This is a genomic window from Dryocola baronae (genome assembly GCF_051297175.1).
In the GTDB taxonomy this organism is placed as follows: Bacteria; Pseudomonadota; Gammaproteobacteria; order Enterobacterales; family Enterobacteriaceae; genus Dryocola.
Window position 1 is genome coordinate 3531258 of sequence record NZ_JBINNY010000001.1, and the last position, 26053, is coordinate 3557310.

General features: G+C 57.9%; 25 protein-coding genes. 4 read left to right on the forward strand and 21 right to left on the reverse strand.

Annotated elements, in window-relative coordinates:
• Positions 1 to 36: 36 nt before the first annotated feature.
• The 8 genes from ACSPHG_RS16870 to ACSPHG_RS16905 form a co-directional block, all read right to left on the reverse strand.
• Positions 37 to 1167: a 1-propanol dehydrogenase PduQ gene (locus ACSPHG_RS16870; RefSeq protein WP_435954643.1), complete on the reverse strand. Its 1131-nt coding sequence runs from the start codon at positions 1165 to 1167 to the stop codon at positions 37 to 39.
• Between the two features lie 325 nt (positions 1168 to 1492).
• A complete protein-coding gene (locus tag ACSPHG_RS16875) occupies positions 1493 to 3139 on the reverse strand; it encodes an alpha-glucosidase (RefSeq protein ID WP_435954644.1) in 1647 nt (548 codons plus the stop codon).
• Between the two features lie 2 nt (positions 3140 to 3141).
• Positions 3142 to 4782 (reverse strand): glycoside hydrolase family 13 protein, encoded by a 1641-nt coding sequence (locus ACSPHG_RS16880; RefSeq protein WP_435954645.1) that lies wholly within the window; start codon positions 4780 to 4782, stop codon positions 3142 to 3144.
• A gap of 91 nt (positions 4783 to 4873) precedes the next feature.
• A complete protein-coding gene (locus ACSPHG_RS16885) occupies positions 4874 to 5962 on the reverse strand; it encodes an ABC transporter ATP-binding protein (RefSeq protein ID WP_435954646.1) in 1089 nt (362 codons plus the stop codon).
• A 2-nt stretch (positions 5963 to 5964) separates the two neighbouring features.
• Positions 5965 to 6810: a carbohydrate ABC transporter permease gene (locus ACSPHG_RS16890; RefSeq protein WP_435954647.1), complete on the reverse strand. Its 846-nt coding sequence runs from the start codon at positions 6808 to 6810 to the stop codon at positions 5965 to 5967.
• Positions 6810 to 7727 carry a carbohydrate ABC transporter permease gene (locus ACSPHG_RS16895; protein ID WP_435954648.1) on the reverse strand — a complete coding sequence of 306 codons (918 nt, stop codon included), beginning with the start codon at positions 7725 to 7727 and terminating at the stop codon, positions 6810 to 6812. The genes ACSPHG_RS16890 and ACSPHG_RS16895 overlap by 1 nt, the downstream gene beginning before the upstream one ends.
• Positions 7728 to 8990: an ABC transporter substrate-binding protein gene (locus ACSPHG_RS16900; RefSeq protein ID WP_435954649.1), complete on the reverse strand. Its 1263-nt coding sequence runs from the start codon at positions 8988 to 8990 to the stop codon at positions 7728 to 7730. It abuts the gene before it with no gap.
• Between the two features lie 272 nt (positions 8991 to 9262).
• Entirely contained in the window at positions 9263 to 10093 is an 831-nt protein-coding gene (locus tag ACSPHG_RS16905) for an alpha/beta fold hydrolase (RefSeq protein WP_435954650.1), read from the reverse strand.
• 289 nt (positions 10094 to 10382) lie between these two features.
• On the opposite strand from ACSPHG_RS16905, the gene ACSPHG_RS16910 reads away from it, so the two are divergent.
• Both ACSPHG_RS16910 and rnk read left to right on the forward strand, forming a co-directional pair.
• Positions 10383 to 11759, forward strand: a complete 1377-nt coding sequence (locus ACSPHG_RS16910; RefSeq protein ID WP_435954651.1) for a GntP family permease — start codon at positions 10383 to 10385, stop codon at positions 11757 to 11759.
• 159 nt (positions 11760 to 11918) lie between these two features.
• Entirely contained in the window at positions 11919 to 12329 is a 411-nt protein-coding gene (gene rnk / locus ACSPHG_RS16915; RefSeq protein WP_435954652.1) for a nucleoside diphosphate kinase regulator, read from the forward strand.
• A gap of 456 nt (positions 12330 to 12785) precedes the next feature.
• Here rnk and lafU read toward each other — a convergent pair whose 3' ends face one another.
• From lafU to ACSPHG_RS16975, 12 genes are all read right to left on the reverse strand, one after another.
• Positions 12786 to 13817 carry a putative lateral flagellar export/assembly protein LafU gene (gene lafU, locus ACSPHG_RS16920; RefSeq protein ID WP_435954653.1) on the reverse strand — a complete coding sequence of 344 codons (1032 nt, stop codon included), beginning with the start codon at positions 13815 to 13817 and terminating at the stop codon, positions 12786 to 12788.
• On the reverse strand, positions 13817 to 14683 hold the full coding sequence (gene motA, locus ACSPHG_RS16925) for a flagellar motor stator protein MotA (RefSeq protein WP_435954654.1): 867 nt from the start codon (positions 14681 to 14683) through the stop codon (positions 13817 to 13819). Before motA ends, lafU begins: the two co-directional genes overlap by 1 nt.
• A gap of 49 nt (positions 14684 to 14732) precedes the next feature.
• A complete protein-coding gene (locus tag ACSPHG_RS16930) occupies positions 14733 to 15446 on the reverse strand; it encodes a FliA/WhiG family RNA polymerase sigma factor (RefSeq protein ID WP_435954655.1) in 714 nt (237 codons plus the stop codon).
• 27 nt (positions 15447 to 15473) lie between these two features.
• Positions 15474 to 15944 carry a flagellar basal body-associated FliL family protein gene (locus tag ACSPHG_RS16935; RefSeq protein ID WP_435954656.1) on the reverse strand — a complete coding sequence of 157 codons (471 nt, stop codon included), beginning with the start codon at positions 15942 to 15944 and terminating at the stop codon, positions 15474 to 15476.
• A gap of 7 nt (positions 15945 to 15951) precedes the next feature.
• The gene (locus ACSPHG_RS16940; RefSeq protein WP_435954657.1) at positions 15952 to 16791 is read right to left on the reverse strand and encodes a flagellar hook-length control protein FliK; all 840 of its coding nucleotides are present in this window, start codon (positions 16789 to 16791) and stop codon (positions 15952 to 15954) included.
• Positions 16772 to 17176, reverse strand: coding sequence for a hypothetical protein (locus ACSPHG_RS16945; protein ID WP_435954658.1), 405 nt, complete (start codon positions 17174 to 17176; stop codon positions 16772 to 16774). The genes ACSPHG_RS16940 and ACSPHG_RS16945 overlap by 20 nt, the downstream gene beginning before the upstream one ends.
• Positions 17173 to 17490, reverse strand: a complete 318-nt coding sequence (locus ACSPHG_RS16950) for a flagellar protein FliT (RefSeq protein ID WP_435954660.1) — start codon at positions 17488 to 17490, stop codon at positions 17173 to 17175. Before ACSPHG_RS16950 ends, ACSPHG_RS16945 begins: the two co-directional genes overlap by 4 nt.
• A 3-nt stretch (positions 17491 to 17493) precedes the next feature.
• A complete protein-coding gene (gene fliS / locus ACSPHG_RS16955) occupies positions 17494 to 17886 on the reverse strand; it encodes a flagellar export chaperone FliS (RefSeq protein ID WP_435954661.1) in 393 nt (130 codons plus the stop codon).
• A 31-nt stretch (positions 17887 to 17917) separates the two neighbouring features.
• Positions 17918 to 19240, reverse strand: coding sequence for a flagellar filament capping protein FliD (gene fliD, locus ACSPHG_RS16960; protein WP_435954662.1), 1323 nt, complete (start codon positions 19238 to 19240; stop codon positions 17918 to 17920).
• 199 nt (positions 19241 to 19439) lie between these two features.
• On the reverse strand, positions 19440 to 20324 hold the full coding sequence (gene lafA, locus ACSPHG_RS16965) for a lateral flagellin LafA (RefSeq protein ID WP_435954663.1): 885 nt from the start codon (positions 20322 to 20324) through the stop codon (positions 19440 to 19442).
• A 582-nt stretch (positions 20325 to 20906) separates the two neighbouring features.
• Entirely contained in the window at positions 20907 to 21791 is an 885-nt protein-coding gene (gene lafA, locus ACSPHG_RS16970) for a lateral flagellin LafA (protein WP_435954664.1), read from the reverse strand.
• Between the two features lie 445 nt (positions 21792 to 22236).
• Complete coding sequence (locus ACSPHG_RS16975) at positions 22237 to 23121, reverse strand: flagellin N-terminal helical domain-containing protein (protein ID WP_435954665.1); 885 nt, start codon at positions 23119 to 23121, stop codon at positions 22237 to 22239.
• Positions 23122 to 23601: 480 nt separating this feature from the next.
• Here ACSPHG_RS16975 and ACSPHG_RS16980 point away from each other — a divergent pair, with 480 nt between their 5' ends.
• Positions 23602 to 24519, forward strand: coding sequence for a winged helix-turn-helix domain-containing protein (locus tag ACSPHG_RS16980; RefSeq protein WP_435954666.1), 918 nt, complete (start codon positions 23602 to 23604; stop codon positions 24517 to 24519).
• Positions 24497 to 24973 carry a hypothetical protein gene (locus tag ACSPHG_RS16985; RefSeq protein WP_435954667.1) on the forward strand — a complete coding sequence of 159 codons (477 nt, stop codon included), beginning with the start codon at positions 24497 to 24499 and terminating at the stop codon, positions 24971 to 24973. Before ACSPHG_RS16980 ends, ACSPHG_RS16985 begins: the two co-directional genes overlap by 23 nt.
• Here the strand turns inward: ACSPHG_RS16985 and ACSPHG_RS16990 are convergent.
• Complete coding sequence (locus ACSPHG_RS16990; RefSeq protein WP_435954668.1) at positions 24970 to 26004, reverse strand: flagellar hook-associated protein; 1035 nt, start codon at positions 26002 to 26004, stop codon at positions 24970 to 24972. The genes ACSPHG_RS16985 and ACSPHG_RS16990 overlap by 4 nt on opposite strands.
• Positions 26005 to 26053: the final 49 nt, after the last annotated feature.

Genomic DNA, 26053 nt, shown 5'->3' on the forward strand with positions numbered 1-26053 from the left:
ACCCGATAAAATTAATAAATGACAAACTCATGTAATTTATCCCGCAATCTGCGAAAGCAGCCGGTCAATATCCGCCGCCGACGGCTGCCGCGGATTTGTTACCGTGCAGCCATCTGCAAGCGAGGCGTTAATTAACGGCTGACGTAACCGTTCGAAGGCCGCAATATCAACGCCCAGCGCGCCTAGCGTGGCGGGAATAGCGAACTGCTGGTTAAGCTGGCGTATTTTTTCAATCAGCTGCGCAATGGCTGTTGTTGAATCGGCCGCCTCAACGCCCATAATTCGTGCGCATCTGGCGTATCGCTCTATCGTCACCGGCGAGGCAAACGCGGCGTTATATTCGATAATTATCGGCAGCAGCATGGCGTTAATTTTGCCGTGCGGAATATGCAACATTCCGCCAACGGCGTGCGCCATGCCGTGGACCAGGCCTAAACCTGCGGAGTTAAAAGCCATCCCCGCCATGCAGGAGGCGTTATGCATATGCGTGCGCGGCAGGATGTTTTTCTCATCGCGATAAACCTGCGGCAAAAACCGCCAGGTCAGCGCAATCGCCTTTTCCGCCAGCGCGTCGCTGAAATCGTTGGCCCCGCTGGAAACAAGGGCCTCAATCGCATGCGTAAGCACGTCCATGCCGGTATCTACCGCCACATGGCGCGGCACGCTCAGCACCAGATGCGGATCGAGAATGGCGACGTCCGGCACCAGGTCTTCCGAAACGAGCGGGAGCTTGCGGCCATTTTCCGGGTCAGAAATAATCGCGTAGGAAGTCACCTCCGAGCCCGAGCCGCTGGTGGTTGGAATGGCAATCAGCTCAATTTTTTGCGCCTGTTTTTGCGACCGATAGTGCTGCTCAAGCGTCACCTTTATCCCCTTCGCGGCATCCAGCGAAGAGCCGCCGCCCAGGGCAATAATGACGTCGGGCTTGAAGGGTTTAAACAGCGCGGCACCGGCCTTTAAAATAGTTATATCCGGGTCGGGCTTCACCTCACCAAAAATAGCCACCGCCGCCTGGGGCATAGCGTTAATCAGGTAGCGCGTTTTTCCCGACGACACCATAAAATCATCGGTAACGATGGCGACCTTTTTATTATTCAGACGGTTTAACGACGCGATGGCGTCTTCACCAAAATAGATTTTCGGACTGGAAAAATAAGCGCTAGCCATGAATAAAAACACCTTGCAGGGATAATCGGCTTGTTTCGCACGGGCCGCAAAAAGATGTATTTAAGCTAGCATGGGGGTGTTTTCAGGCTGCTACGAATGCTTGTGCAGGTGGAGGATTATTTTGCCCTGTTGCCTGCAAGGCGGGCAAAAAAATGCAGCCTGCGGGATGTCGTCAGGCCCGTCCGTTAAAACGGGCCTGACGCTTACCCACCCAAAAAATTGATTAAAACGTAGGTCGGATAAGCGCAGCGCCATCCGACTTTTACTATCCGACTTTTACTATCCGACATTTACCTTCGGACGTTCACCACCCTATAGGGGCCACTCAAACCTTATAAACCCGAGCCTCCCACGGGTGCAGTCGATAAGGCTCATCCGCCTGGGCATAATTCCCCAGCACGCACTCCGCCCCGCTCAGATTCAGCTCGCTTTCCGGCCAGCGGGCGGATTTCGACGACATGTTGCACAGTACCAGGAACGCCTCCCCGTCCCCCTCGCGGCGGTAGGCGTAAATCTGCTCGCGATCGGGCAGCTCCAGCACGTAGCGGCCGTAGATCAGCGTGCGCTGATTTTTGCGCAGCTTAATCAGCGAACGGTAGAAGTTCAGCACCGAATCCGGGTCCTGATCCTGGCTTGCGACGTTGATGATTTCGTAGTTGGCGTTGACGTGGAACCACGGCTTCACCTCGCTGAAACCGGCGTTCGGCCAATTGTTCCACTGCATCGGCGTGCGGGAGTTGTCGCGGCCGGTATTGGTGAGAAACGCGATAATCTCCTCTTCGCTTTTGCCAAGCGCCGCCATTTCGCGCCACGTATTTTTCGCTGACACGTCATCAAAATCGTCCAGGCCGCCGAAGCGGGTGTTGGTCATGCCGATTTCCTGGCCCTGATAGATAAACGGCGTGCCCTGCATCAGGAAGTAGAGCGCGGCGATGCAGGTCGCACTTTCGCGCCAGTAGTGCTCGGTGTCGCCCCAGCGCGAGGTGATGCGCGTCAGGTCGTGGTTTTCGACGTACAGCGCGTTCCAGCCTTTGCCCTCCAGCGCCTCCTGCCAGGCGGTGAAGATTTTCTTCAGCACCTTCGGCTCCGGGCGCAGGCCCGCTTCCGGCTCCCACAGGCGCACGTGTTCGAACTGAAACACCATGCTCAGCCGGTTGCGGTGCTCACCCACCCACTCCTCGGCGTGGTCGGCGTACAGGCCGTTCATCTCGCCGACCGTCACGATGTCGTAATGCCTGAGCACGTTGCGGCTCATGTCGTCCACGTAGTCCAGCAGGCCGTCGTAGTTGAGGTGGCTTTTCATCGACGGGGCGTAGCGCAGCGCGTCAGGGTTGGGCACGTCGGCAAACAGCGGCTCTTTTTTCAGGTGGGCGATGGCGTCGATGCGGAAGCCGTCGATGCCCTTGTCCAGCCACCAGCGCATCATGTCGTACACCGCGCCGCGCACCTCGGGGTTTTCCCAGTTGAGATCCGGCTGGCGGCGGGTAAAGAGGTGCAGAAAATACTGCTCGGTCGTTGGGTCGAACTCCCAGGTGGAGCCTTTGAAAATCCCCTCCCAGTTGTTAGGCTCCGCGCCGTTTCTGCCGTCGCGCCAGATGTACCAGTCGCGTTTCGGGCTTTCGCGCGACGAGCGGGATTCCAGGAACCACGGGTGTTCGTCGGAGGTGTGGTTGACCACGAGGTCGATAATCAGCCGCATGCCGCGCGCGTGAACCTCCGCCAGCAGCCGGTCAAAGTCCGCCATGGTGCCAAACTCGGCCATGATCTCCTGATAGTCGCTGATGTCGTAGCCGTTATCGTCGTTGGGGGACTTGTACATCGGGCAGATCCAGATCAGATCGATGCCGAGGTCTTTGAGGTAGTCGAGCTTTTCGGTGATGCCGTTCAGGTCGCCAATGCCGTCACCGTTGCTGTCTTTAAAGCTGCGCGGATAAATCTGGTAGGCCACCGCCTCTTTCCACCAGTTCGCCATCGTTACCTCCCGATTAATAAAGCAAAAGATTCATAAGGTTGTAGCTCAAGGCTCACCGCCAGCGCGTCGCGCGGCGCGTAGTTGCTGATGAGGCATTCGCCGTGCCACTCCTGCATTTCCTGCGGGATTTCAAGGGTGACGCGCTCGCGGGTAAAGTTGTTGATCGCCAGCAGGCGCTGCTCGCCCAGCGAACGCTGCCAGGCAAACACCTGCGGATGCTCGGGCAAAACCTGCTCGAAGTCGCCGTAGACCAGAATCGGATGCCGCTTGCGCAGCGCCACCAGCTTCTGGTAGTGCCACAGAATCGAGTCCGGCTCGGCCAGGGCGGCGGCGACGTTGATTTCGCGGTAGTTCGGGTTGACGGCAATCCACGGCGTGCCGGTGGTGAACCCGGCGTTCGGGCTCGCGTCCCACTGCATCGGCGTGCGCGCGTTGTCGCGCCCGTTGGCGTGAATGCCGAGCATCATCTCTTCGTGGCTGACGCCCGCCGCCAGCCGCTCCTGATAAAGGTTCAGGCTTTCAATGTCGCGGTATTCGGCGATGTCCTCGAAGCGCACGTTGGTCATGCCGATCTCTTCACCCTGATAGATGTACGGCGTGCCCTTCAGGCAGTGCAGCGCGGTGCCGAGCATTTTGGCGGACGCCTCGCGGAACTCGCCCTCGTCACCGAATTTCGACACCGCGCGCGGCAGGTCGTGGTTGCTCCAGAACAGCGAGTTCCAGCCCTCGTGGGCCAGCGCCGTCTGCCATTTGTCGATGGTCGCCTTGAAGGCCGCAAGCGCAAACGGCCTGCTGCGCCACTTGCCCGCGTGCTCGTCCCAGAACTGCTTGATGTGGTCGAATTGGAAAACCATCGACAGCTCTTCGCGATCCGCGCCGCTGTAGAGCAGCGCGTCTTGCGGCGTGGCGCTCCAGGCTTCGCCCACCCTCACGTAGTCGCCCTTGCCGAAGGTGGCGCGGTTCATCTGGCGGATAAGCGCGTGCAGGTTTTTACCGTTCGCCATGATCTGTTCGTCCACCTCTTTGCCGATCAGATCGATAACGTCCATGCGAAAGCCGCCGATGCCCTTATCCAGCCAGCGGTTCATCATGGCATGCACCTCTTCGTGAACGCGCGGGTTCTTCCAGTTGAGATCCGGCTGGCGCCTGGAAAACTGGTGCAGATAATACTCGCCGCTCGCTTCGTCAAAGGCCCAGCCGCTGCCGCCAAAATAGGAGTGGAAGTCGTTAGGCGGGCCGCCGTCTGCCGCCGGTTTACGCCAGATATAGAAGTCGCGGTACGGGTTCGTCGGGGATTTAAGCGCGTCGATAAACCAGGGGTGTTCGTCGGACGTGTGGTTAACGACGAGATCCATCAGGATGTGGATGTCGCGGGCCTTCGCTTCGGCAATCAGGGTGTCCATCTCCGCGAGTGTGCCGAATTCGGCGGCGATGTCCTCGTAGTCGGAGATGTCGTAGCCGTTATCGTCCATCGGCGAGCGGTAGACCGGCGAGAGCCAAATCAGGTTGATGCCGAGCTGCTGCAGGTAATCGAGCCTGCCGATAATGCCGTTAATATCGCCGATGCCGTCGCCGTTGCTGTCCATAAAGCTGCGCGGGTAGATTTGGTACACCACCGCGTTGTGCCACCATTTTTTTTCCACCAGATCCCTCCTTTTTGTCGGGTGGCGCTGCGCTTACCCGACCTACGTCAGAGCCAGTTGTAGGGTGGATAAGCGCAGCGCCATCCACCGTTTATAAACGCGCAAACGCCTGACCTTCGCTATCAAACAAATAGCAGCTCTCCGGCGGCAGGCGCAGGCCGATGCGCTGGTCGGGCTTGATTTCGAGTCTTTCAGTATGGCGCATCACCAGCGGTTCGCTACCGTAGCCGCTGTTTACGTAGAGCAGCGTTTCGTTGCCCATGTGCTCAACGAACAGCACCTCACCCTCCACGTCCGCGTGGGCAAGCTCGGTGAGCTGTAGATGTTCCGGGCGAATGCCCAGCCGCACCGCCTGCCCGTCGCCGTGGCCCCGTATCGGCAGGCTGATGTTCTGGCGGTTCTCAAGCATCACCTCGCAGCCCTGCTCCGTTGCGCGCTCGAGCACGCCGGGGATCAGATTCATTTTTGGCGAGCCGATAAACTGCGCCACGAACACGTTCGCCGGGCGGTCGTAAAGCGCAAGCGGCGAACCGACCTGTTCGATCTGCCCCTGGTTTAGCACCACGATGCGGTCGGCGAGGGTCATCGCTTCGACCTGATCGTGGGTGACGTAAAGAATGGTCGCGTGGATGCGCTTGTGCAGCGCGGCGATTTCCATGCGCATCTGCACGCGCAGCGAGGCGTCGAGGTTGGAGAGCGGTTCGTCGAACAGAAACAGGCTCGGCTCGCGCACGATTGCCCGGCCTATCGCCACGCGCTGGCGCTGGCCGCCGGAAAGGTCTTTGGGCCGCCGGTCGAGCAGGTGTTCAAGCTGCAGGATACGCGCGCTTTCCCGCACCTTTTCGTCGATTTTGTTTTCCGGCAGCTTCGCCATTTCCAGCGCGAACGCCATGTTCTGGTAGACCGTCATGTGCGGGTACAGCGCGTAGGACTGGAACACCATGCCGATGCCGCGTTCGGACGGCGAATCGTCGTTGACGCACACGCCGTCGATGCGCATTTCGCCGCCGCTTATCTCCTCAAGCCCCGCCACCATGCGCAGCAGCGTGGACTTGCCGCAGCCCGACGGCCCGACGACGACCACGAACTCGCCGTTGTTGACCGTCAAATCCAGCGGCTTGATCACCTCGGACGAGGTGCCGTAGCTTTTGTGAATTTTATCGAGTACCAGTTGCCCCATAGTTAGCCCTTAATCGCTCCGCTGGTCAGCCCGCTGACGATGCGTTTCTGGAAGATAAGCACCAGCACGATAATCGGCAGCGTCACCACCACCGACGCCGCCATAATGCTGCCCCACGGCAGTTCAAAGGTGGACGCGCCGCTGAACATGCTGATCGCCACCGGCACCGTGCGTTTATCGCCGGAGATAATAAACGTCAGCGCGAACATGAATTCGTTCCACGCGCCGATAAACGCCAGCAGCCCGGTGGTCACCAGCGCGGGTGCCAGAATCGGGGCGAAAACGCGGCGGATAATCGTCCCGGTTTTCGCGCCGTCGACGATGGCCGCCTCCTCAAGCTCCACCGGAATCGACTTCATAAAGGTGGTCAGCACCCAGACGGTAAACGGCAGCGAAAACGTGGTGTAGGAGAGGATCAGCGCGCCCAGCGAATCGTACAGTCCCAGGAAGCGCACCAGCTCGAACATGCCGGTCAGCACCGCCACCTGCGGGAACATCGACACGCACAGAATGGTGAACAGCAGGAATTTACGGCCGCGAAACGGCACGCGCGCCAGCGCAAAAGAGGCGGTCACCGACACCAGCAGGCAGATGCCGACGGTAATCGTCGCCACCAGCACCGAGTTCAGCAGGCTGCGGGCGATGCCGTTATCCACCAGCGCGACCACATAGTTATGCCAGTGATAGCCGCTCGGCAGGTAGGCCGGTAAAAACAGCTCCTGGCCGGTGCGCAGCGAGGTGAGAATGGCGTAATAAAACGGGAACACGCAGAACAAAACGGCAAAGGTCGCGCCGAGATAAATCACCAGATTGTGGCCCAGCCTGCGCTGCCGACGGGTCGTTTTCATCACCGCTTCTCCTTTTCGTTCAGGCGCGAGACGCGGATAAAGCAGGCGGCAATGCCCGCCACCATCATAAATACCAGCACCGATGCCGCCGAGCCGACGCCCATATCCTGATAGGAAATAATCTGCTCGCGGGCGTAGCCGGAAACGGACATCGTCGCCTCGCTGTTGGAGGTGAGCACGAAGATCAGATCGAAGATGCGCATCGCGTCCATCACGCGGAAGATGAGCGCGACGATCATCGCGGGCAGGATCAGCGGCAGCGTGATGCGCTTAAAGCGCTGCCAGGCGCTGGCACCGTCCACGCGGGCCGCCTCGTAGAGATCGCCAGGGATAAGCTGAAGCGCCGCCAGCAGCATCAGCGCCATAAACGGCGTCGTTTTCCAGACGTCGGCGATCACTACCGCCCACATGGAGAGCGACGGCTCGGCGATCCACGCCAGATGCGACTGGTAGCCGAAGATCTTCGCCAGCAGATCGTTCACCACGCCGTACTGGTCGTGGAACATCCAGCCCCACATTTTGGCGCTGACGATGGTCGGAATCGCCCACGGCACCAGAATCGCGGTGCGCACCAGCGCCTGGCCGCGAAACTTTTCGTTCATCAGCAGCGCCAGCAGCATGCCGAGCAGCAGCTCAAGCCCTACGGAAACCACCGTGAACCACAGCGTGTTGCCGACGGCCTGCCACCAGAGCGGGTCGACCAGCACGCCGCTGGCCTCGCCGCCGTTTTTGGCATAGTAGTTAGCCAGCCCCACCATTTCGTACTCGGACGGGTTGTCGAGCATCGCGTTGGTAAAGCTGAAGAAGAAGGTGCGCACCAGCGGCCATCCTGCCGCCAGCGCAAGGAGAATAAGCGCGGGCGCCACCAGTATCCACGCGATACGGCGGCGGCGCTGTTGATAGCCGAGGCGGGCCAATTAGTGCCAGTCCTTACCCTTCACGCGTTCCAGGCGTTTTTGCAGATCCGCCACGGCGGCTTTACCGTCGCTGGCCCCGTTGAGCACCTTGAAGGTCACGTTAAAAATGGCGTTAGACACGCGCGGGTACTGGCCTTTGGTGGCCGTGGCCGGGCGCGGGACCGCGTTGGCGAAGATCTCTTTAAACATCGTCAGATGCGGCGCGGTTTCCAGCACGGCCTTGTCTTCATAAAGCGCGGAGCGGGTTGGGGCGAAGCCTAAGAACTTAAGCTGCATTTTCTGCGAGTCGGCGTCGGTGAGGATTTTCAGCAGCGCGATGGCCGCGTCTTTGTTTTTGGTGTTGGCGTTAACCGACCACTGCCAGCCGCCCAGCGCGTTGGCCGATTTGCCATCCGGCCCGGCGGGCAGCGGCGCGACGCCCACTTTGCCCTTCAGCGGGCTGTCTGCGCCCTGCGAAAGCAGATAGGCGTAAGGCCAGTTGCGCATAAACAGCGCGTCGCCGTTCTGGAACACGGCGCGGGACTCTTCCTCTTTGTAGCCCAGCGCACCCTTCGGCGTGATTTTGCCAATCCAGCCCGCGACCATATCCAGCGCCGCCGCGGCCTTAGGGTTGTTGATGGTCACGTTCCCTTTTTCGTCGATGAAGGTGCCGCCGCCGTAGGAATCAATCCACTCCAGCGCGTTACAGGTTAGCCCTTCGTACGATTTGCCCTGGAAGATCATCCCCCAGAAGTTTTTGTGCCCGGCCTTGCGCTCCTCTTCCTGGATCTTTGTCGCGATGCGCGTCAGGTCGGCCCAGGTTTTCGGCGGCTGTTCGCCGTATTTTTCCAGCAGGTCTTTGCGGTAATAAAGCACGCCGGTATCGAGATAGGCGGGCACCGCCTTCACCTTGCCGTTCACCGTGTCGTTCGCCCACGGGCCGGGGAAGAAATCGCCCTTCATGTCGGCAACCGCGTCGGTTAAATCGAGGGTTTGCCTGTCGAGCAACCCCACCCAGATGGTGTCGGACTGGAAGAGATCCACCGCTTTTTCATCTTTGGCGGCAAATAGCTGCTGGAGCAGCGCGAGCTTTTCGTCGGACGCCGCCGGGAACTCGATAAACTCCAGCTTGTTGCTGGTTTGCTTTTCAAAACGGTCTTTGACGTAGTTGCAGTATTCCTTACCGCCGGGGGAGATCGGGCATTCCATACGCAGGGTATCGGCAAGCGCGGCGTTTGAAACACCCGCGAGCGCTAAGGTAAGACTTAACGTCAGCTTTTTCATTATGTCCTCTTGGGTTCAGACGTAATCGGAGGTGGTGTAAAAATAACCACACCATTCCCAAAGCTAGTTAAGAACGAGGCCGAGCGGCAAGTTAGCCACCTAACCTTTGTGCGAATTCCGGAGGTAACGCACGTAAATATATTTTTTATGAATGTTTGGCGCAGAACGCGCTATGCGGGGGGAGCGGGTAACGGCGGCGGGTGGCGCTGCGCTTACCCGCCCTACGTTCGACATGCCGTAGGTCGGATAAGCGCAGCGCCATCCGACAAAAATTAACCTTTCAAAAACGCCAGCAGGTCAGCGTTAATCTGGTCTTTTTCGGTGGTGCAGATGCCGTGCGAGCCGCCAGGGTAGACCTTGAGCTGCGCGTTCGGCAGGATTTCTGCGGTCACCTTCCCGCAGGTTTCGAACGGCACTATCTGGTCGTCGTCGCCGTGGATAACCAGCGTGGGAACGGTCATTTTCTTCAGGTCTTCGCGCAGGTCGGTTTCCGAAAACGCTTTGATGCAGTCGTATAGCGCCTTGATGCCGCCCTGCATGCCCTGCGCGACGAAGCTTTCGCGCACGCCTTCGGAGATTTTCGCACCGTCGCGGTTGTAGCCGTAAAACGCCAGCGTCAGCTCTTTGAAGAAGTCCGCACGGTTGGTGCGCACGCCTTCGCGGATGCCGTCGAACACCTCAAGCGGCACGCCGTTCGGGTTGAAGTCGGTTTTCACCATGATGGGCGGAACCGCGCCAATTAACACCGCTTTCGCCACGCGATCCGTGCCGTGGCGGCCAATATAGCGCGCGACTTCGCCGCCGCCGGTCGAATGCCCAACGTGAACCGCATCCTTCAGGTTGAGATGCGCCGTTAGCTCCGCTAAATCGTCGGCATACTGGTCCATGTTGTGGCCTTCCCAGCTTTGCGACGAGCGCCCGTGGCCGCGGCGGTCGTGGGCAATTACCCGAAAGCCGTGCTGGCCGAGGAAGAACATCTGGTCTTCAAACGCGTCTGCCGTTAACGGCCAGCCGTGGCTGAAAACGACGGGCTGCCCTTCGCCCCAGTCTTTAAAGTAGAGCGAGCTGCCGTCTTTTAACGTGAGTTTGTCGTAATGGCTCATGATATCTCCTGCAAAGGGGGAAACCGAGATGGGCACGCGTACGAAACGTGCTCATAAAGGGTAATGCAAAATTCCCCCCATGCAGGTTTATTTCCGGCGGGCAATTCGCTGGATCTCGTTTTAGGCGCTTTATTTCGATACTTTGAGCCTGGTCGCAAAATGTTAACAAATATGACAGGCCACATTCCCGAAGGCGCAATGTTACCGATATCATGTTACCGGTATCAAAAAAGCGGTGAATGACGCATTGCGGTTTTTCACCTGAAAATTCGGCCCGAGGATAATTATTATGACCGAAATGACCGTCAGTTACGGAGCGGGAACTCTGCTAGGGATTGCAGCCTGTTCAGTCCTTCTTCTGCTCGTTCTTATCATGCGCTTTAAGGTGCATGCTTTCTTAGCCTTAACCCTTGTGAGCGTCGTGGTGGCGCTGGTCACCGGCGTGCCGTTCGATAAAATCGTGCCGACTATTCTGGGCGGTTTTGGCAGCACGCTGGCGGGCGTTGCCCTGCTGGTTGGCCTGGGCGCGATGATTGGCCGCCTGCTGGAGATTTCCGGCGGCGCAAAAGTGCTGGCGGATACGCTGGTCGGCACCTTCGGATCGCACCGCGCGCCGTTCGCGCTTGGCGTGGCCTCGCTGCTGTTCGGCTTCCCGATCTTCTTTGACGCGGGCCTGGTGGTGATGCTGCCGATTATTTTCAGCGTCGCCAAGCAGTTCGGCGGTTCTACGCTTAAGTACGCGCTGCCCGCCGCCGGTGCCTTTGCGGTGATGCACGCCCTGCTGCCGCCGCATCCCGGCCCGGTTGCCGCCAGCGAACTGCTGGGTGCCAACATCGGCCTGCTGGTGGTGGTCGGCCTGATTATCGCCCTGCCGACCTGGTATCTGGGTGCCTATCTGTTCGGCCTGTACGCCGGTAAGAAGTTTGACGTGCCGCTGCCGACCTCTTTCCTCGGCAAGGTTGAGGTGGACGAAAACCACCAGCCGCCGTCGTTCGGCATGGTGCTGTCCATCCTGCTGATGCCGCTGGTGCTGATTTTCCTCGATACCGGGCTGAACACCGCCACCGTGCTGGGCTGGGTGAGCGCCGATAATATCGTGGTGCAGTTCCTGCGCATGCTGGGCAAAACCCCTATCGCGCTGCTGATCACCGTGTTCTTTGCGCTGATCGTGTTTAGCGGCAAGCACAGCCGCCAGCATCTGGAAAAAGTGTGCGACGGCGCGCTTGGCCCTATCTGCGGGATTATTCTGGTCACCGGCGCGGGCGGCATGTTCGGCGGCGTTCTGCGCGCAAGCGGCATCGGCGATGCGCTGGCGGGCGTGCTGTCCGACACCGGCATGCCGGTCATCGTTGCGGCGTTCGTTATCTCCACCGCGCTGCGCGTGGCGCAGGGTTCTGCCACGGTTGCGCTGACCACCACCGCCGCTCTGGTTTCGCCGATGGTGGCCGCGACGACCGGCCTGAGCCAGTTCGACCTGTGCTTTATCGTCATTGCGATTGCCGGCGGTGCGACGGTGCTGTCGCACGTGAACGACTCCGGCTTCTGGCTGGTGGGCCGTTTCCTTGAGATGGACGAGAAAACCACGCTGAAAACCTGGACGGTGATGGAGACACTGATAGGTACTATCGCCTTCCTGTTTGCGCTGGTAGGCAGTATCATCCTCTAATCGCCTGGTGAGATGGGCCTGTGACCTGAGTCACTTTTAACCAGCGGTTAAGCCCGGTATCATCAGTGAAGACCAGACCCTCATCGTTTACGGTGAGGGTTTTTCTTTGTACGGCCTAAGCCATGCACATGAGTGCCAGTTTTTTACACGGAGAGAATTATGTCCAGACCTGCCATCATCATTAATGACCTCGACGCCGAGCGCCTCGACCGCCTGCTGGAGAAGTCGGAGTATGCCAACCTGCCGGTTGCGGTTGCGCTAAACGCAGAGCTGGATCGTGCCGAGATGTGCAGCCCGGAAAACATGCCTGCGGATGTCGTTACCATGAACAGCCGCGTGAAGTTCCGCGATCTGAACTCCGGCGAGGAACATGTCCGCACGCTGGTTTACCCGGCCAATCTGACGGACAGCGTGAATCAGCTTTCGGTTATGGCACCGGTAGGCGCTGCCCTGCTCGGCCTGCGCGTTGGCGACAGCATCAACTGGACGCTGCCAAACGGCAACCAGACCAACATTGAAGTGCTCGCCCTTGAGTATCAGCCAGAGGCGGCGGGCGATTTCCACCGTTAAGCGTTTGGCCTCGGCGGATTGTGTCGGATGGCGCTTCGCTTATCCGACCTACCAATGCAATGCATCGTGGAAAAGTTAAACACCGTCCACCGATTGCGAAACCTAGGGTGGATAAGCGAAGCGCCATCCACCGATTGTGAAACGTAGGGTGGATAAGCGAAGCGCCATCCACCGATTGTGAAACGTAGGGTGGATAAGCGAAGCGCCATCCACCGATTGCGAAACCTAGGGTGGATAAGCGAAGCGCCGTCCACCGATTGTGAAACGTAGGGTGGATAAGCGAAGCGCCATCCACCGACTGCGAAACGTAGGGTGGATAAGCGAAGCGCCATCCACCGATTGCGAAACGTAGGGTGGATAAGCGAAGCGCCATCCACCGATTGCGAAACGTAGGGTGGATAAGCGAAGCGCCATCCACCACATGGGTTGCAGGGTGGATACCCTCCACCCCAACACTCAACCGTGCTTTTTCTCACCGCCGAAGTCAGGCAGCTTAACCACCGGCTTTTTCCCCGCGTCCAGCTGGCTGGCTAGCGGTTTCACCACCTTCTCACCCTGCGCGCCGAAGAACTGGTACAGCGTGTCGGACGCCGACTGGGTGAGCACCATAATCTCAATGCGGCGGTTGTCCGCGCCTTCCGGATTTTTAGCATCCAGCAGCATCTGGTCGGCCATCGCGCTGACCTGCATCACCTTGTTGGTCGGCATGCCCGCCTGCTCCATCACGCGTCTTGCGGACAGCGCACGGTCGCCGGAAAGGTTCCAGTTGTTGTAGGCGTTCTGCCTGTACTGCATGGAATCCGTGTGGCCGGTAATAATGATTTTATTATCCAGCGAATCGAACACCGGCGTCAGGTCGGTCAGCAGCGAGCGGAAGAACGGCATGATGTTCGCGCTGCCGCGTTCGAACATGCTGCGGTTCTGGTTATCCTTCACGAGGATGCGCAGCCCCTGCGGCACAATCTCCATCTCGAGGTTGCTTTCCATGTGCGCCTTCAGCGCGATGTCGTTGATGCTGGTCGCCAGTTCGCCCAGCTCGCGGGTGGATTTCTGCTTCAAGAGCGCCATTTTCTGCGTGGTGCTGATGGCCTTCTGCGCCGAGTCCTCGTCAACGGTAGGTTCGGTGTGCGTGTTGGCTTCCTTCGCGGTGAGCAAATCCAGCTCTTTGATATGGTTGCTGTTGCCGCCCTGCTTGGAGCCGTGGCTGCCCATACCTTTAACGATGACCTTGCGGCCAATGTTATTTAACGGCGTCATGCCGCCCGCAAAGACCGACTGCCCGTGAAGGGCCGCGACGATATTTTCGCGGTCCTGCTTGCTGACGCTGTTCACGATCCACAGCGTCATGAACAGCGCCATCATGGCGAGGGTAAAGTCGGCAAACGCCACTTTCCAGGCGCCGCCGTGGTGGCCGCCGTGGTTCTTTTTGATCTGCCGCCGGATGATCGTGGTGTGATTACCACCCCGGTCGCGTTTATTCGGCCGCATTACTCTTCATTCTCCAGCATCGCGTTAACCCAGGCGTCCAGATTGGCAAAGGTCGGTTTAGACGCCAGGTGAAGCAGCTTGCGTCCGGCGTCAACGGCCAGCAGCGTCGGTTTGCCGCCCGCCTGGGCGACCAGCACGGTGCGCACGCATTCCAACAGCGAATGTTCGGCACGCGCCTGCTGTTCCATGGAGTTCGCCAGCGGATCCATAAAGCAGTAGCAGAAGAACACGCCGAGGAACGTGCCCACCAGCGCCGCCGCTACCTTCAGGCCGATTAGCGCGATGGAACCGTCGATGGACTGCATGGTGATGATGATCCCCAGCACCGCCGCGCAGATGCCGAAGCCCGGCATCGCTTCTGCGGTACGCTGCAGCGAACGGGACGGCGCCATCAGCTCGCCTTCGATGGTTTCCAGCTCCTGGTCGAGGATCCCTTCCAGCTCGTGGGCGTCGATTTTCCCCATCGCCATCAGGCGGAAGTTATCGGCAATAAACATCACCAGGCGCTTTTGTTTTAAAACCTGGGGGAATTTCTGGAAAATGGTGCTCTCTTCCGGCTGTTCGATATGCTGGTCGAGCATGCGCAGGCCGCCGTTTTGTACGGTTTCCAGCAGTTCATACAGGCACATTAAAAGCTGGCGCTGGAATTCCGCGCCGAGGCTATTTTTACTCATCACGCCTTTAATCTGGTGAAGAATTTCTTTTAAGACGTGCATCGGGTTACCGATAATCATCGCCCCGAAGCCCGCGCCTAAAATAATAACGATTTCCGCAGGCTGCCAGATTGCGACAATTTGCCCACCGGCTTCGTAATAGCCACCAAATACACAGCCGAGCACGACCAATAAACCTAAAAGCTTTTGCATATAAACCTCTATGACCCGCACGGCGGGTACTCAATTCAAGATAAATTAATTAACGTTGCGCGAAATACTCTTTGAGTTTCTCGGCAATTTTTTTGTTCATTTGGCAGATACGTGCCTCCGTTAGCCCCAGCACCAACGCGATCTCTTTTAGGTTCATATCCTGCTGATAATAGAGAAAGAGTATCTGCTGTTCTTTTTCCGTAAGCGTGGTCAGCGCCTTGCTCAGCATGTGCTGAGTAATCATCTGATCTTCGAGCTTACGCCCCTGTAGAGGCAAAACGCTGTGCTCGTCGCCGAGCAGTTCATCCAGACTTGCCAGCGTGTTTGCTCCTTCAAGGTCAAGGTATTCCCGGTAATCCTCTGCCGTAACGCCTTCGGCAATCAGCTCGGCAAGTTCGGGTTCCCGGCCAAGCGTCTTGCGCAAATCACGAATTAAATCGCTGATTTGGTGATACTTCTGCCGCAGCTGGCGCGGACGCCAGTCCAGGCTGCGCAGTTCGTCTAAGATTGCGCCGCGAATGCGGTGGACGGCATAGCCCCCGAAGCCTGCATCGGGGGCGCCGTAGCGACGAATCGCCTCAAGCAGTCCTATGAGGGCAATCTGTTCCATGTCCTGTTTGTCCATCACGCTGTTGCACTGTGGGGCAAGCTGGCGTACCACCTTGCGCACCAGCGGCAGATAGGCCTGTAAATATTGGCTCTCCTGCGCGGGGGTCAAAGACGGTAGCGTCTGGAATTCCTGCGAGTCATAGGCTAATTGCATCGTATTATTTCCGCATATTTTCCAGCATTACTGGAAGACAACTTTCTTCACTAACACATCGTTATAGGGAATAGTCACTTCACGATTGCTTAGCTCTTTTGCTAATGAATCCGTCAGCAGCTTGCGCAGCTCGCTAATTTTCAGCGTGCGCGCCTCTTCATATTTCATGTCCGCCAGAGTGGCGACAATAATACTTTGATAAAGCGGCTCGTCGGCCAGCGCCTTTTTAGAGGCAACGTCGTTATCCACCACCAGCGCTAATTCAACCAGCATGTAGTGATCGTCATTATCAACATCGTGCAAAGTGACAACGGAATCAGAAAGAGAAACGAAAATATTCTGGCTCTCTTTTTTCACCTTGGCTTTTTCCGCCGCTTTACTGTCGGCTGAGGCCGGTGCGGACGATTTCATAAAATAGATCGCCCCCGCTGCGGCACCGCCGCCAACGATCGCCGCGAGCAAGACAACCAATAAGCCGATTAAAATTGTTTTTTTCATAGTCTGATTACACTTTTATCAGAACGGATTCGTTCTGGTTTCCATTGTTTTCTTCACTCTCAAGCTCGGCGGCGGATACGATCTGCTGCTGTTGCTGGGAGCGCCCTTGATTTCCCTGCTGGGACTGCTGCTGGGAACGCCCGTCGGATGACACCTGCACGTCCACCTGCATAAAGTTTTGCTGCGTCAGATGCTGGCGCAGGTTGTCGCTAAGCTGCGAGAGCGTGCGGCTGACGTCGGCCTGGGACGCGTCGATGTGCACCACCAGCTTGCCCGCATCCAGCTGAATAGAGATGTTCAGCTTGCCGAGCGCGGGCGGGTCAAGACGGATGGTCGAGATTTGCTGATGCTCGTTAAGCTGGAACTGGATGCGGTCTTTCAGCAGGCCGGTAAGCTGTTCGCCCCACTCTTCGCCCTGGGTATTGAGCTTAAAAGTCGTTTCCGGCACGCTGGCGGCGTTATCGACGGTGGCTGCGTGCTTCACAAACGTGGTGTTCAGCAGCATTGCCGACAGATTGCCCTTTTGCGCCTCCGGCTTTTCGGCAGGCTTATCGGCGGCGGCAATACGCGGCGCAACGCGGCTTGCTTTCTCACGCGGCGCGGCGTCCACCTTTAGATTCTGCGGAGCGGCATGCGCGACGGCCTGCGGCGCAACGGCACGCAGATTCTGCGCGGCGCTTTGCACCAGCTGGGCCTGCTGGGCGGGCGTGCCGGTATCCTGCGCGGGTGCGGACGCCATCAGCGAAGCGAGCACGGCCTGAAGCTTCGGCGACAGCTTGTTGGCTGAATCACCGGCGGTCAGATTGCCGATCTGCGCTTTCACCTCGTCAGCCGTCTTGTTCGACACGCTGGCAAAAAAAACCGCTCTGCTTTTGCGCAAGCGGCGCCGGCTGGCCCTGCGTCAGCGACAGCGCCTGAAGCAGTTTGCCGGACGCGTTCGGCGTGCTGAGCTGCATACGCGCGGCAGGTTCAGCCGGTGCGCCCTGGTTCAGAAATAGCGACAGCAGCATCTGCATCTGCGCGCTTTGGTCATCGTCGCCGCTTTTGGCAGCCGGATCGTGCGCCGGGGATTTTGCCGCATGCACGCGCTGGCCGATGGCGTCTAACGCCATTTCCGGAAGCGTAAAGTTCAAGCGGCCCGTGGCCTGCTCGCCCGCCGCGCCGTTTGCCTGCACGGGGGTTTCCGACAGCGCCTGCAACAGGCCGCCTGCGGCCAGTGAAATGTCTTTCATGATTGCTCCGAAACCAGGTTCACCATTGAGTAAGCCAGCATGCCTTCACTGCGGTCGCGATGGCTTGCCATGCGATTTTGCAGCAGCGCGGCACGCTGTCTGCGTCGTTCGAGGATCTGCTGAAAACCGTTGTGCAACGTCTGCTTCATCTCATCGAGGGCGGCCTGCGACGTTTCCTGCGCGCGGTATTGCGCAAAAACCTGCATCAGCCGCTGGTGAAGCGCGGGCATTTTGCGCCAGCGCTGCTTGTCCAGCGCTTCGTTCATGGCGTCCAGTAGCCCAAGCAGCTGCTGGCGTAGTTCATCGCTGCTCATCGCTTATCCCAGCTTCTTGGCAAGCCCTTCCCACCCTTCGCGCAGGTTGGTCAGGATGAGGATCACTTCATCGATTTTTTCAACCGAGAGCTGGCCGCTGGCCTCGTAGAGGCGGTAAACGCAGTGGTCGTAAAGACGCGCCAGGTTCAGCACCACGTCGCCGCCGGTTTCAAACTCCAGCGAGCTGGTCAGGGCGTTCAAAATGTCGATGCTTTTGTTGATGCTTTGCGCTTTGCGTTCGTAGCGCTTGCTTTCGATGTGGCTTTTGGCGCGTTCCAGCTCATCGAGCAGCCCGGCATAAAGCACCAGCACGAGATCCAGCGGTGAGGCAGAGGCCGTACGAGAGGCCAAATCCATCTCTTTGTACTGGGAATAGCCGTTTTCTTGAGCGTACATAATTTAATTAACCCTTTGTTTCTTTAGCCTTTTAGGCGAAGGCGGCCATACTCATGGTCATGCTTTCAATTTCCACCATCGTCGCGGTGAACTCGTTGAGATAGCGGTCGTAGGAGGTTTTGTAAGTCTTTTTCAGCTCGTCGGCTTCGCTGGCAATCTGATCGGTGCGATCGTCGATGGTCGCCTGGCGCTGCATGATGATGCCGTTGTTGTCGTCGAGGTAGGTGTCGAGCACGTCGTCGATCTGCTCGCTCATGCTGCCGGGGCCGACAAAAATGTTGTTTAGCCCGTCCGGGTTTTTCTCCATCTCGTCGTCAAACTTTTCGGAATCGACCTGCAGGTGCCCGTCTTTATCCAGCGTGATGCCGTAATCGATGATCGACACGCCGTCAAAGGAGTTGTGGGTGATGTTGCGGATCTGGCTTTGCAGCGCCGAGATACCTGAGTCGCCCGCAAAAGGGCCGCCAGCAATGTCGTTGGCAGCGTCACCGTTTTTCGTCAGATCGGCTAAGTCATCGACCAGCGAGTTATAGGCGTCGACAAAGGTGTTCACCTTTTCCTCGGTGGCCCCTTCATCGTTCTTCACGGTGATGGTCATCGGCTTGCCGTCCTCGGAAGGTTCGGTGAAGGTCATCGACACGCCGGGGATCACATCGTCAAAGGTGTTGGTGCTGTTGGTGATTTCGATGCCGTCGTCCGGAGAGCTGCCGAGATAGATAATCGCGTCCTGGGACGTCGAGAGGTTTTTCGGGCTGTTCATCTCCGTGGCGAAGGCCGAATTCGCATCGATGCCGCTGGCGGACACGCTAAAGCTGCTCGCCGCGCCCGTTTCATCGCTGGTCAACATCAGCGTCGTGGAGCCGTTGGTCTTAACGATGGAGGCGGTAACGCCGGGGTTGTCCTCGGAGTCGTTAATTGCATCCGCCAGTTCGCCCACGCTTACCGCCCCGTCGCCGTCCTCGTCGGACTGGGAAAGGTCGATATCCATTTCGCTATCGCCCATCGTGATGCTGAACGTGCCGCTGCTCGGGATATCCCCGTCGGCAAACGAATAGGTGGTCTGCTGCGCGGTCGCAATCTGGTCGACGAAGAAGGTATACGTCCCGGTCTGCGCCTCGGAGTTCGCGGTGATGGTCGCCGTGTCCTGGTTTGAGGACGCGGTATTAACGATTGGCCCGTCGGTCGAGCTGTCCAGGGCGTCAACCGCCGTCTGGAAGCTGCTTAACGCATTTTCTAAATCGTCCAAACCGCTGGACTGGGCGTTAAGATCTTGTTGCTGACGTGCAAGCTGTCCGGCCCGTGAGGAGACATCCAGAATGGCAAGCTCTTTCGCTATCGTTCTTGGATTAATCATTGTGTGTACTCCGTTCAGGTTTCATGGCTGATAATTAGCAATTCGCGTGCCAACTATTTTATTGTTTAATTTCAATGAATTAAAAACAGAGGGAAACGTTTTTTCCGCTTTCCCGGAAGGAAGTTTTCGTCCTTTCCCGGATCGGGGGCTAAAAAAAACCACCGCCTGGGCGGTGGTCTTCTTTGACGCGTAAAGCCGATTACTGCAGCAGGCTGGACACCATGCCGGACATGCTGTTGGACTGCTTGAGCATGGTGATACTGGTCTGCATCAGAACCTGCTCTTTGGACATGTTGGACGCTTCCGTCGCGTAATCGGTATCCATGATGTTGCCGATTGCGGTCGTGGTGTTGTCCTGCATGCTCTGCAGGTTGTTGGCGGTATCGCCCAGACGGTTGATGGACGCACCCAGAGTAGACTGGATTTTGCCCACGTCGGTCATCACGCCCTGAATAGCGCTGATGGTGGCGTTCGCAGAAGACGCGGTCATCAGTTCGGTGCCGCTTGCCGCCGTGTTGGACGCCTGGTCGCTGGTGAAGGACGCGCTCAGAGAAGACAGGTCGGTCGTCAGCTTGGACAGGCTGCTGGAGATGTCCACGTTCATGGTGTCAGAAGACTCTGAACCCACCTGGAAGGTCACGCCGCCGCCGGAGAACAGGCCGGACGCGCCGTTGAACAGGTTGGTGCCGCCGTAGGTGGTGTTCTGCATCATGTCGGACATCTGCTGGCCCAGTTCGTCGAACTCGGACTGCATCGCCTGACGGTCGTCATCGCTGTACGTTCCGTTAGCTGCCTGCGTTGACAGGTCTTTCATGCGGCCCAGGATGTCGGTCATTTCGTCGAAGGTGCCGTCAGCGGTCTGTAGCATGGCGGTGGCGTCTGCGATGTTACGCTGTGCCACGCCCATGCCGTCTGACTGCGCCTGCAGGCGGTTTGCAATCTGTTTGCCCGCGGCATCGTCCGCAGAAGAGTTAATGCGGCTACCGGTTGCAAGGCGCTCCATAGACTGGCTCAGGGAGGCGTTGCTGGTGTTCAGGGCGTTCACTGCCGCCATGGAAGATGCGTTGGTGTTGATAGATAACATGTACTGCTCCTTGAATGTTGTTTGGATGCTCTCAATCGAGATATCTCAGTAAAGCGACCCTGCGGCGGAAAAATTAAACCGGCGCGACGATTTTTTTGAGAAATTTTTAGGCGATGGTCGGGTAGTGGTTTTTGGGGTTGTGGGGTTGTGGGGTGTCGGGTGGGTTATCGGGTGTCGGGTGGGTTATCGGGTGTCGGGTGTCGGGAGGGATTGTCGGGTGGCGGCTGCGCCTTACCCGACCTACTGGATCCGCGGTAAATGGTTTTGTAGGGTGGATAAGCGAAGCGCCATCCACCATTTTGTCGGGTGGCGGCTGCGCCTTACCCGACCTACGGGATACGCGGTTAATGGTTTTGTAGGGTGGATAAGCGAAGCGCCATCCACCATTTTGTCGGGTGGCGGCTGCGCCTTACCCGACCTACGGGATACGCGGTTAACGGTTTTGTAGGGTGGATAAGCGAAGCGCCATCCACCATTTTGTCGGGTGAATAAGGCGCAAGCCGCCATCCACCGCAACGCTTTCCGCAGGCAAAAAAAAACCACCGCCCCCCAGCGATGGTTTTTTGCGACTTAAAAAGTCGATTACTGCAGCAGGCTGGATACCATGCCGGACATGCTGTTGGACTGCTTCAGCATGGTGATACTGGTCTGCATCAGAACCTGCTCTTTCGACATGTTGGACGCTTCCGTCGCGTAATCGGTGTCCATGATGTTGCCGATAGCGGTCGCGGTGTTGTCCTGCATGCTCTGCAGGTTGTTGGCGGTATCGCCCAGACGGTTGATGGACGCACCCAGAGTAGACTGGATTTTGCCCACGTCGGTCATCACGCCCTGAATAGCGCTGATGGTGGCGTTCGCAGAAGACGCGGTCATCAGTTCGGTGCCGCTTGCCGCCGTGTTGGACGCCTGGTCGCTGGTGAACGACGCGCTCAGGGAAGACAGGTCGGACGTCAGGTTAGACAGGCTGCTGGAGATGTCCACGTTCATGGTGTCAGAAGACTCTGAACCCACCTGGAAGGTCACGCCGCCGCCGGAGAACAGGCCGGACGCGCCGTTGAACAGGTTGGTGCCGCCGTAGGTGGTGTTCTGCATCATGTCGGACATCTGCTGGCCCAGTTCGTCGAACTCGGACTGCATCGCCTGACGGTCGTCATCGCTGTACGTTCCGTTAGCTGCCTGCGTTGACAGGTCTTTCATGCGGCCCAGGATGTCGGTCATTTCGTCGAAGGTGCCGTCAGCGGTCTGTAGCATGGCGGTGGCGTCTGCGATGTTACGCTGTGCCACGCCCATGCCGTCTGACTGCGCCTGCAGGCGGTTTGCAATCTGTTTGCCCGCGGCATCGTCCGCAGAAGAGTTAATGCGGCTACCGGTTGCAAGGCGCTCCATAGACTGGCTCAGGGAGGCGTTGCTGGTGTTCAGGGCGTTCACTGCCGCCATGGAAGATGCGTTGGTGTTGATAGATAACATGTACTGCTCCTTGAATGTTGTTTGGATGCTCTCAATCGAGATATCTCAGTAAAGCGACCCTGCGGTGGAAAAATTAAACCGGCGCGACGTTTTTTTTGAGAAATTTTTAGGCGAGGGTCGGCTGGCGGTTTTTGGGGGTGTGGGGTTGGGATTGTTGGTTGGGATTGTCGGGTGGCGGCTACGCCTTACCCGACCTACGGGATCCGCGGTTAACGGTTTTGTAGGGTGGATAAGCGAAGCGCCATCCACCATTTTGTCGGGTGGCGGCTGCGCCTTACCCGACCTACGGGATCCGCGGTTAACGGTTTTGTAGGGTGGATAAGCGAAGCGCCATCCACCATTTTGTCGGGTGGCGGCTACGCCTTACCCGACCTACGGGATCCGCGGTTAATGGTTTTGTAGGGTGGATAAGGCGCAAGCCGCCATCCACCAAAAAGCGACACAGCTACTGCAACAGGCTGGAAACCATGCTCGACATGCTGTTGGACTGCTTGAGCATGGTGATACTTGTCTGCATCAGCACCTGCTCTCTCGACATGTTCGACGCTTCCGCCGCGTAGTCGGTATCCATAATGTTGCCGATGGCGATGGCCGTGTTGTCCTGCATGTTTTGCAGGTTGTTCGCCGTGTCGCTCAGGCGGTTAACGGACGCGCCCAGCGTTGACTGGATTTTGCCCACGTCGGTCATCGCGCCCTGAATGGCGCTGATGGTGGCGTTCGCCGAAGACGCGGTCATCAGCTCTGTGCCGCTTGCGCTAACGTTGGACGCCTGATCGCTGGTGAACGACGCGCTTAAAGATGAAAGATCGCGGGTGAGGTTCGTCACGCTTGCGGAGATATCCACCTTCATGGTGTCGCTGGACTCCGAGCCGACCTGGAAGGTTACGCCGCCGCCGGAGAACAGGCCGGACGCGCCGTTGAACAGGTTGGTGCCGCCGTAGGTGGTGTTCTGCATCATGTCGGACATCTGCTGGCCCAGCTCGTCGAACTCGGACTGCATCGCCTGGCGGTCGTCGTCGCTGTAGGTGCCGTTCGCCGCCTGCGTGGAGAGATCTTTCATGCGCCCGAGGATGTCGTTCATTTCATCGAAGCTGCCGTCTGCGGTTTGCAGCATGGCGGTGGCGTCGGCGATGTTGCGCTGCGCCACCGCCATGCCGTCGGACTGGGTTTGCAGGCGCGTTGCAATTTGTTTACCCGCCGCGTCGTCCGCCGCGGAGTTAATGCGCTGCCCCGTCGCCAGGCGCTCCATAGACTGGCTCAGCGACGTGTTGCTATTGGTAAGCGCGGTGACGGCCGCCATCGAGGCCGCGTTGGTATTAATAGACAGCATGAATGTTTTCCTTCCATAGAGAAGAGATGATCGTGCGGGAAAAAAGCGGTTTATCCGCCGCTAAAATTAAGCCCGGCGGCAAAAAATCCTCCGCGTTGATAATTTTTAACCTTCATCATGGTGAATAAAAAAATCAAAAATACATAAAATTAACATCTATCTTATTGATTAATCGTGCCTTAAACCCCCGGATAAGCGCCCTACCCGGCAGCACACAATAATTTACACATTGAGAATAATCTTAGATTGATAGTCGTATTCGCTTTCGTTAAATTCCCCTGCCGCTTCCCTCTGTAGAAATCTTCAACGGCTGATAAATATTGGTTTTTTATGATTCCCCATCACTAATTTGTGTCCGCAACGTTTTTTTATGTGCCAGAATCAACTCAGCCTGGCACATCAGATTGGACGAGATTTTTCTTAGGCGTTTTCACCGTATAAAACCATTAGAAACGTTGGCTTTTGAATAAGATAAAAACTATGACGATAAGCATTAATAACTGGAAGCTTGAGCCTTCGCTTAACGCCCTGGTACACGTAGAAACAGGCGAGGTTCAGCGACTGGGAGAGTTTCATTTCATTCTTCTGGAAACCCTGGTAAAGCACGCTGGCGAAGTGGTTCCGCGCGCGACGTTGATCAATGAGGTGTGGAAAAACCGGGTGGTGGGCAACAACAGCCTGCCGACGGCAATCTACGCCCTGCGCGTGGCGCTGGGCGACGACGGCAGGCAGCAGGAAGTCATCAAAACCATTCCAAAAAAAGGCTACCTGTTCAGCAAGGAATCCATCGTTGTGCTTGACGACGAGCCTGCGACAGCGCCTCTTTTAGCAGAAGAAAACGCGGCGCCTGAAGCCGTAACGGATGAAGAAAACGCGCCGGGCGTCGAGCAGACTGCCCCAGCGCCTGGCGAAGCTGCGCATTCCCGCAGGCCGGAGAAGAAAAAAAGCAGGGCTGCCGCCGTGACGGTGCTTGTTCTGCTCGTCATCGCGGTTTGCGGCTGGCTGCTGCGCCCCTATTTTGTCAAAGCGCCGCAGTCTATCGCCATTAATGAAAGCAGCCTGACCATTGAAGAAGTTGAGCAGCCGTACCCGACCATTAAAATTTATCATGTGCAGCACAGAGGCGCGGAACGCGGCTTACCGACGCTCGCAAAAAGCGCGCCGATGTTATTTACCTCGCTTAATCAGCTGCTCGCCGCACGTCATTCCAGCATGACGATTTACTATTACAGCTCGGTGCAGAAGATATCGATAGATTTGCTGGTGAAAAACCAGTGCCAGACGGAATACCAGCTGATGATGAATATCAACAACTGGCTGCCGGATATCACAAAATTAGACAAGCTCATTAATCAGGAAGTAGAGAGGACGCTGAATGAAATGCCCGTCTGCCGCTAATTGGCTTCTGGCGCTGGCCTTTATTGCGCCCGCCGTGCCGTTTTCCGCGGCGCAGGCCGCAATAACCCGCACCCAGGTGGGGATTTACGATCTCGCGGCGGGGAAAAGTCATATTTACAACCTGAATGTTACCCCGACGCCGGACGGCGGCACGCTCACCCTTTCGCGCTCCGGCGACGGCAGCACCCAGCTGTCGGCCTATATCACCCCCTGCGCCCGCCCCGAAGGGGGAACGAGCGGCAGAGCGCTGGTGAAAATGAAAGAGGATAAGGGCGCGGATATCGACCCGGAGCTGGTGCCGTTCATCCAATACGCGGGCAGCAACAACCTGCGCATATCGTTAAAATCACTGTCCGATACGCGCCAGATTGTGCTGTTTGAAGACAGCGATACGCTGATGGTAGATGAGAAAACCCTGCCGCATAGCGATGCGGCAAAGTGTCAGCAGGATTAACGTAGCAGGCCGCGCACCGTGAGTTTTGACAGGTTGGCCTGGCCGTTTACCGCCTGCACCAGCACGTCATAGTTATGGGTGGCGCGGTCAAGAGAGGTGGAAAGCGCGCCGGACGCCTGCACCGCGCTTTGCGTTTCCGGGAAGCGCGACATGCCGTCGATAAGCTGACGGGCCTTTTCCTGCTGCGCGGCGAGCTGCTCGCGCTGTGCGCCAAGCTGATGCAGCGTATCCTGCACCGCGCCCTGCGCGGCACTCCAGTTTCCGGTCGATAACGCTTCCGACAGCCTGTCCGCAGCGGCAGGCTCCGCCGCCACGTTCAGCCTGGTTTTACCGTTCGCCGGAAATTCACGCCCCTCGCCCTGCACGGAAAACGACTGCGCAAGCTGCGGCCACTGGCTCTCTTTGGCGGTAAACGTCACGCCTTCGCGCCCTTTGCGTACCTGAACGCCGACGCGGCGCAGCGCGTTGTTAACCTGCGTGGAGTACTGGCGGCTATCGGTATCTTCATTAACCGAAACGGCGGAAAGCTGGGTTTTACGTCCGTCATGCACGCTAAACAGCAGCGACTCTGGCTGCACGTCTTCGTTCAGGATCCCGTCCAGCCCCGGCGCGCGGAAGGACACCTGCGCCTCGCCCTGTAATACCGGCATCAGCTGGCGGTCAACCGACCCGCCGGTGAGTTTGGTGCGGTTATTGAGCAGGTTTTGCAGAGCGGTCGCCTGCTGCTGCGCGCCGCTGCCGTCGCGCCCGCGCCTGCTGCCGCCCGTTGACGCGTGGCGATAGTCCAGCAGCTTTTGCTCAAGATTGCTGAGGTAGCTGTCCGCCTGTTGCAGCGTGGTCAGCTGGTCGTTGAGCTGTACGCTGTAGCGCTGCGGGCGCGTGGTGAGCAGGGGTGACGCCGGATACTCGTGGGCGTAGAGGTTCTCTTTTGGCTTCGCGGGGGCTGAGCTTACCACCCCCTGAGGTTTTACGGTCGTTGGGGCAAGCCCGCCGGTATTGGTAAGCGTCGAAGTGTGTAATCCAACCTGCATGGAGTATCCGCTGATGTATGCCCGTGCCGGTAGGCCACGGGCGGGGTAA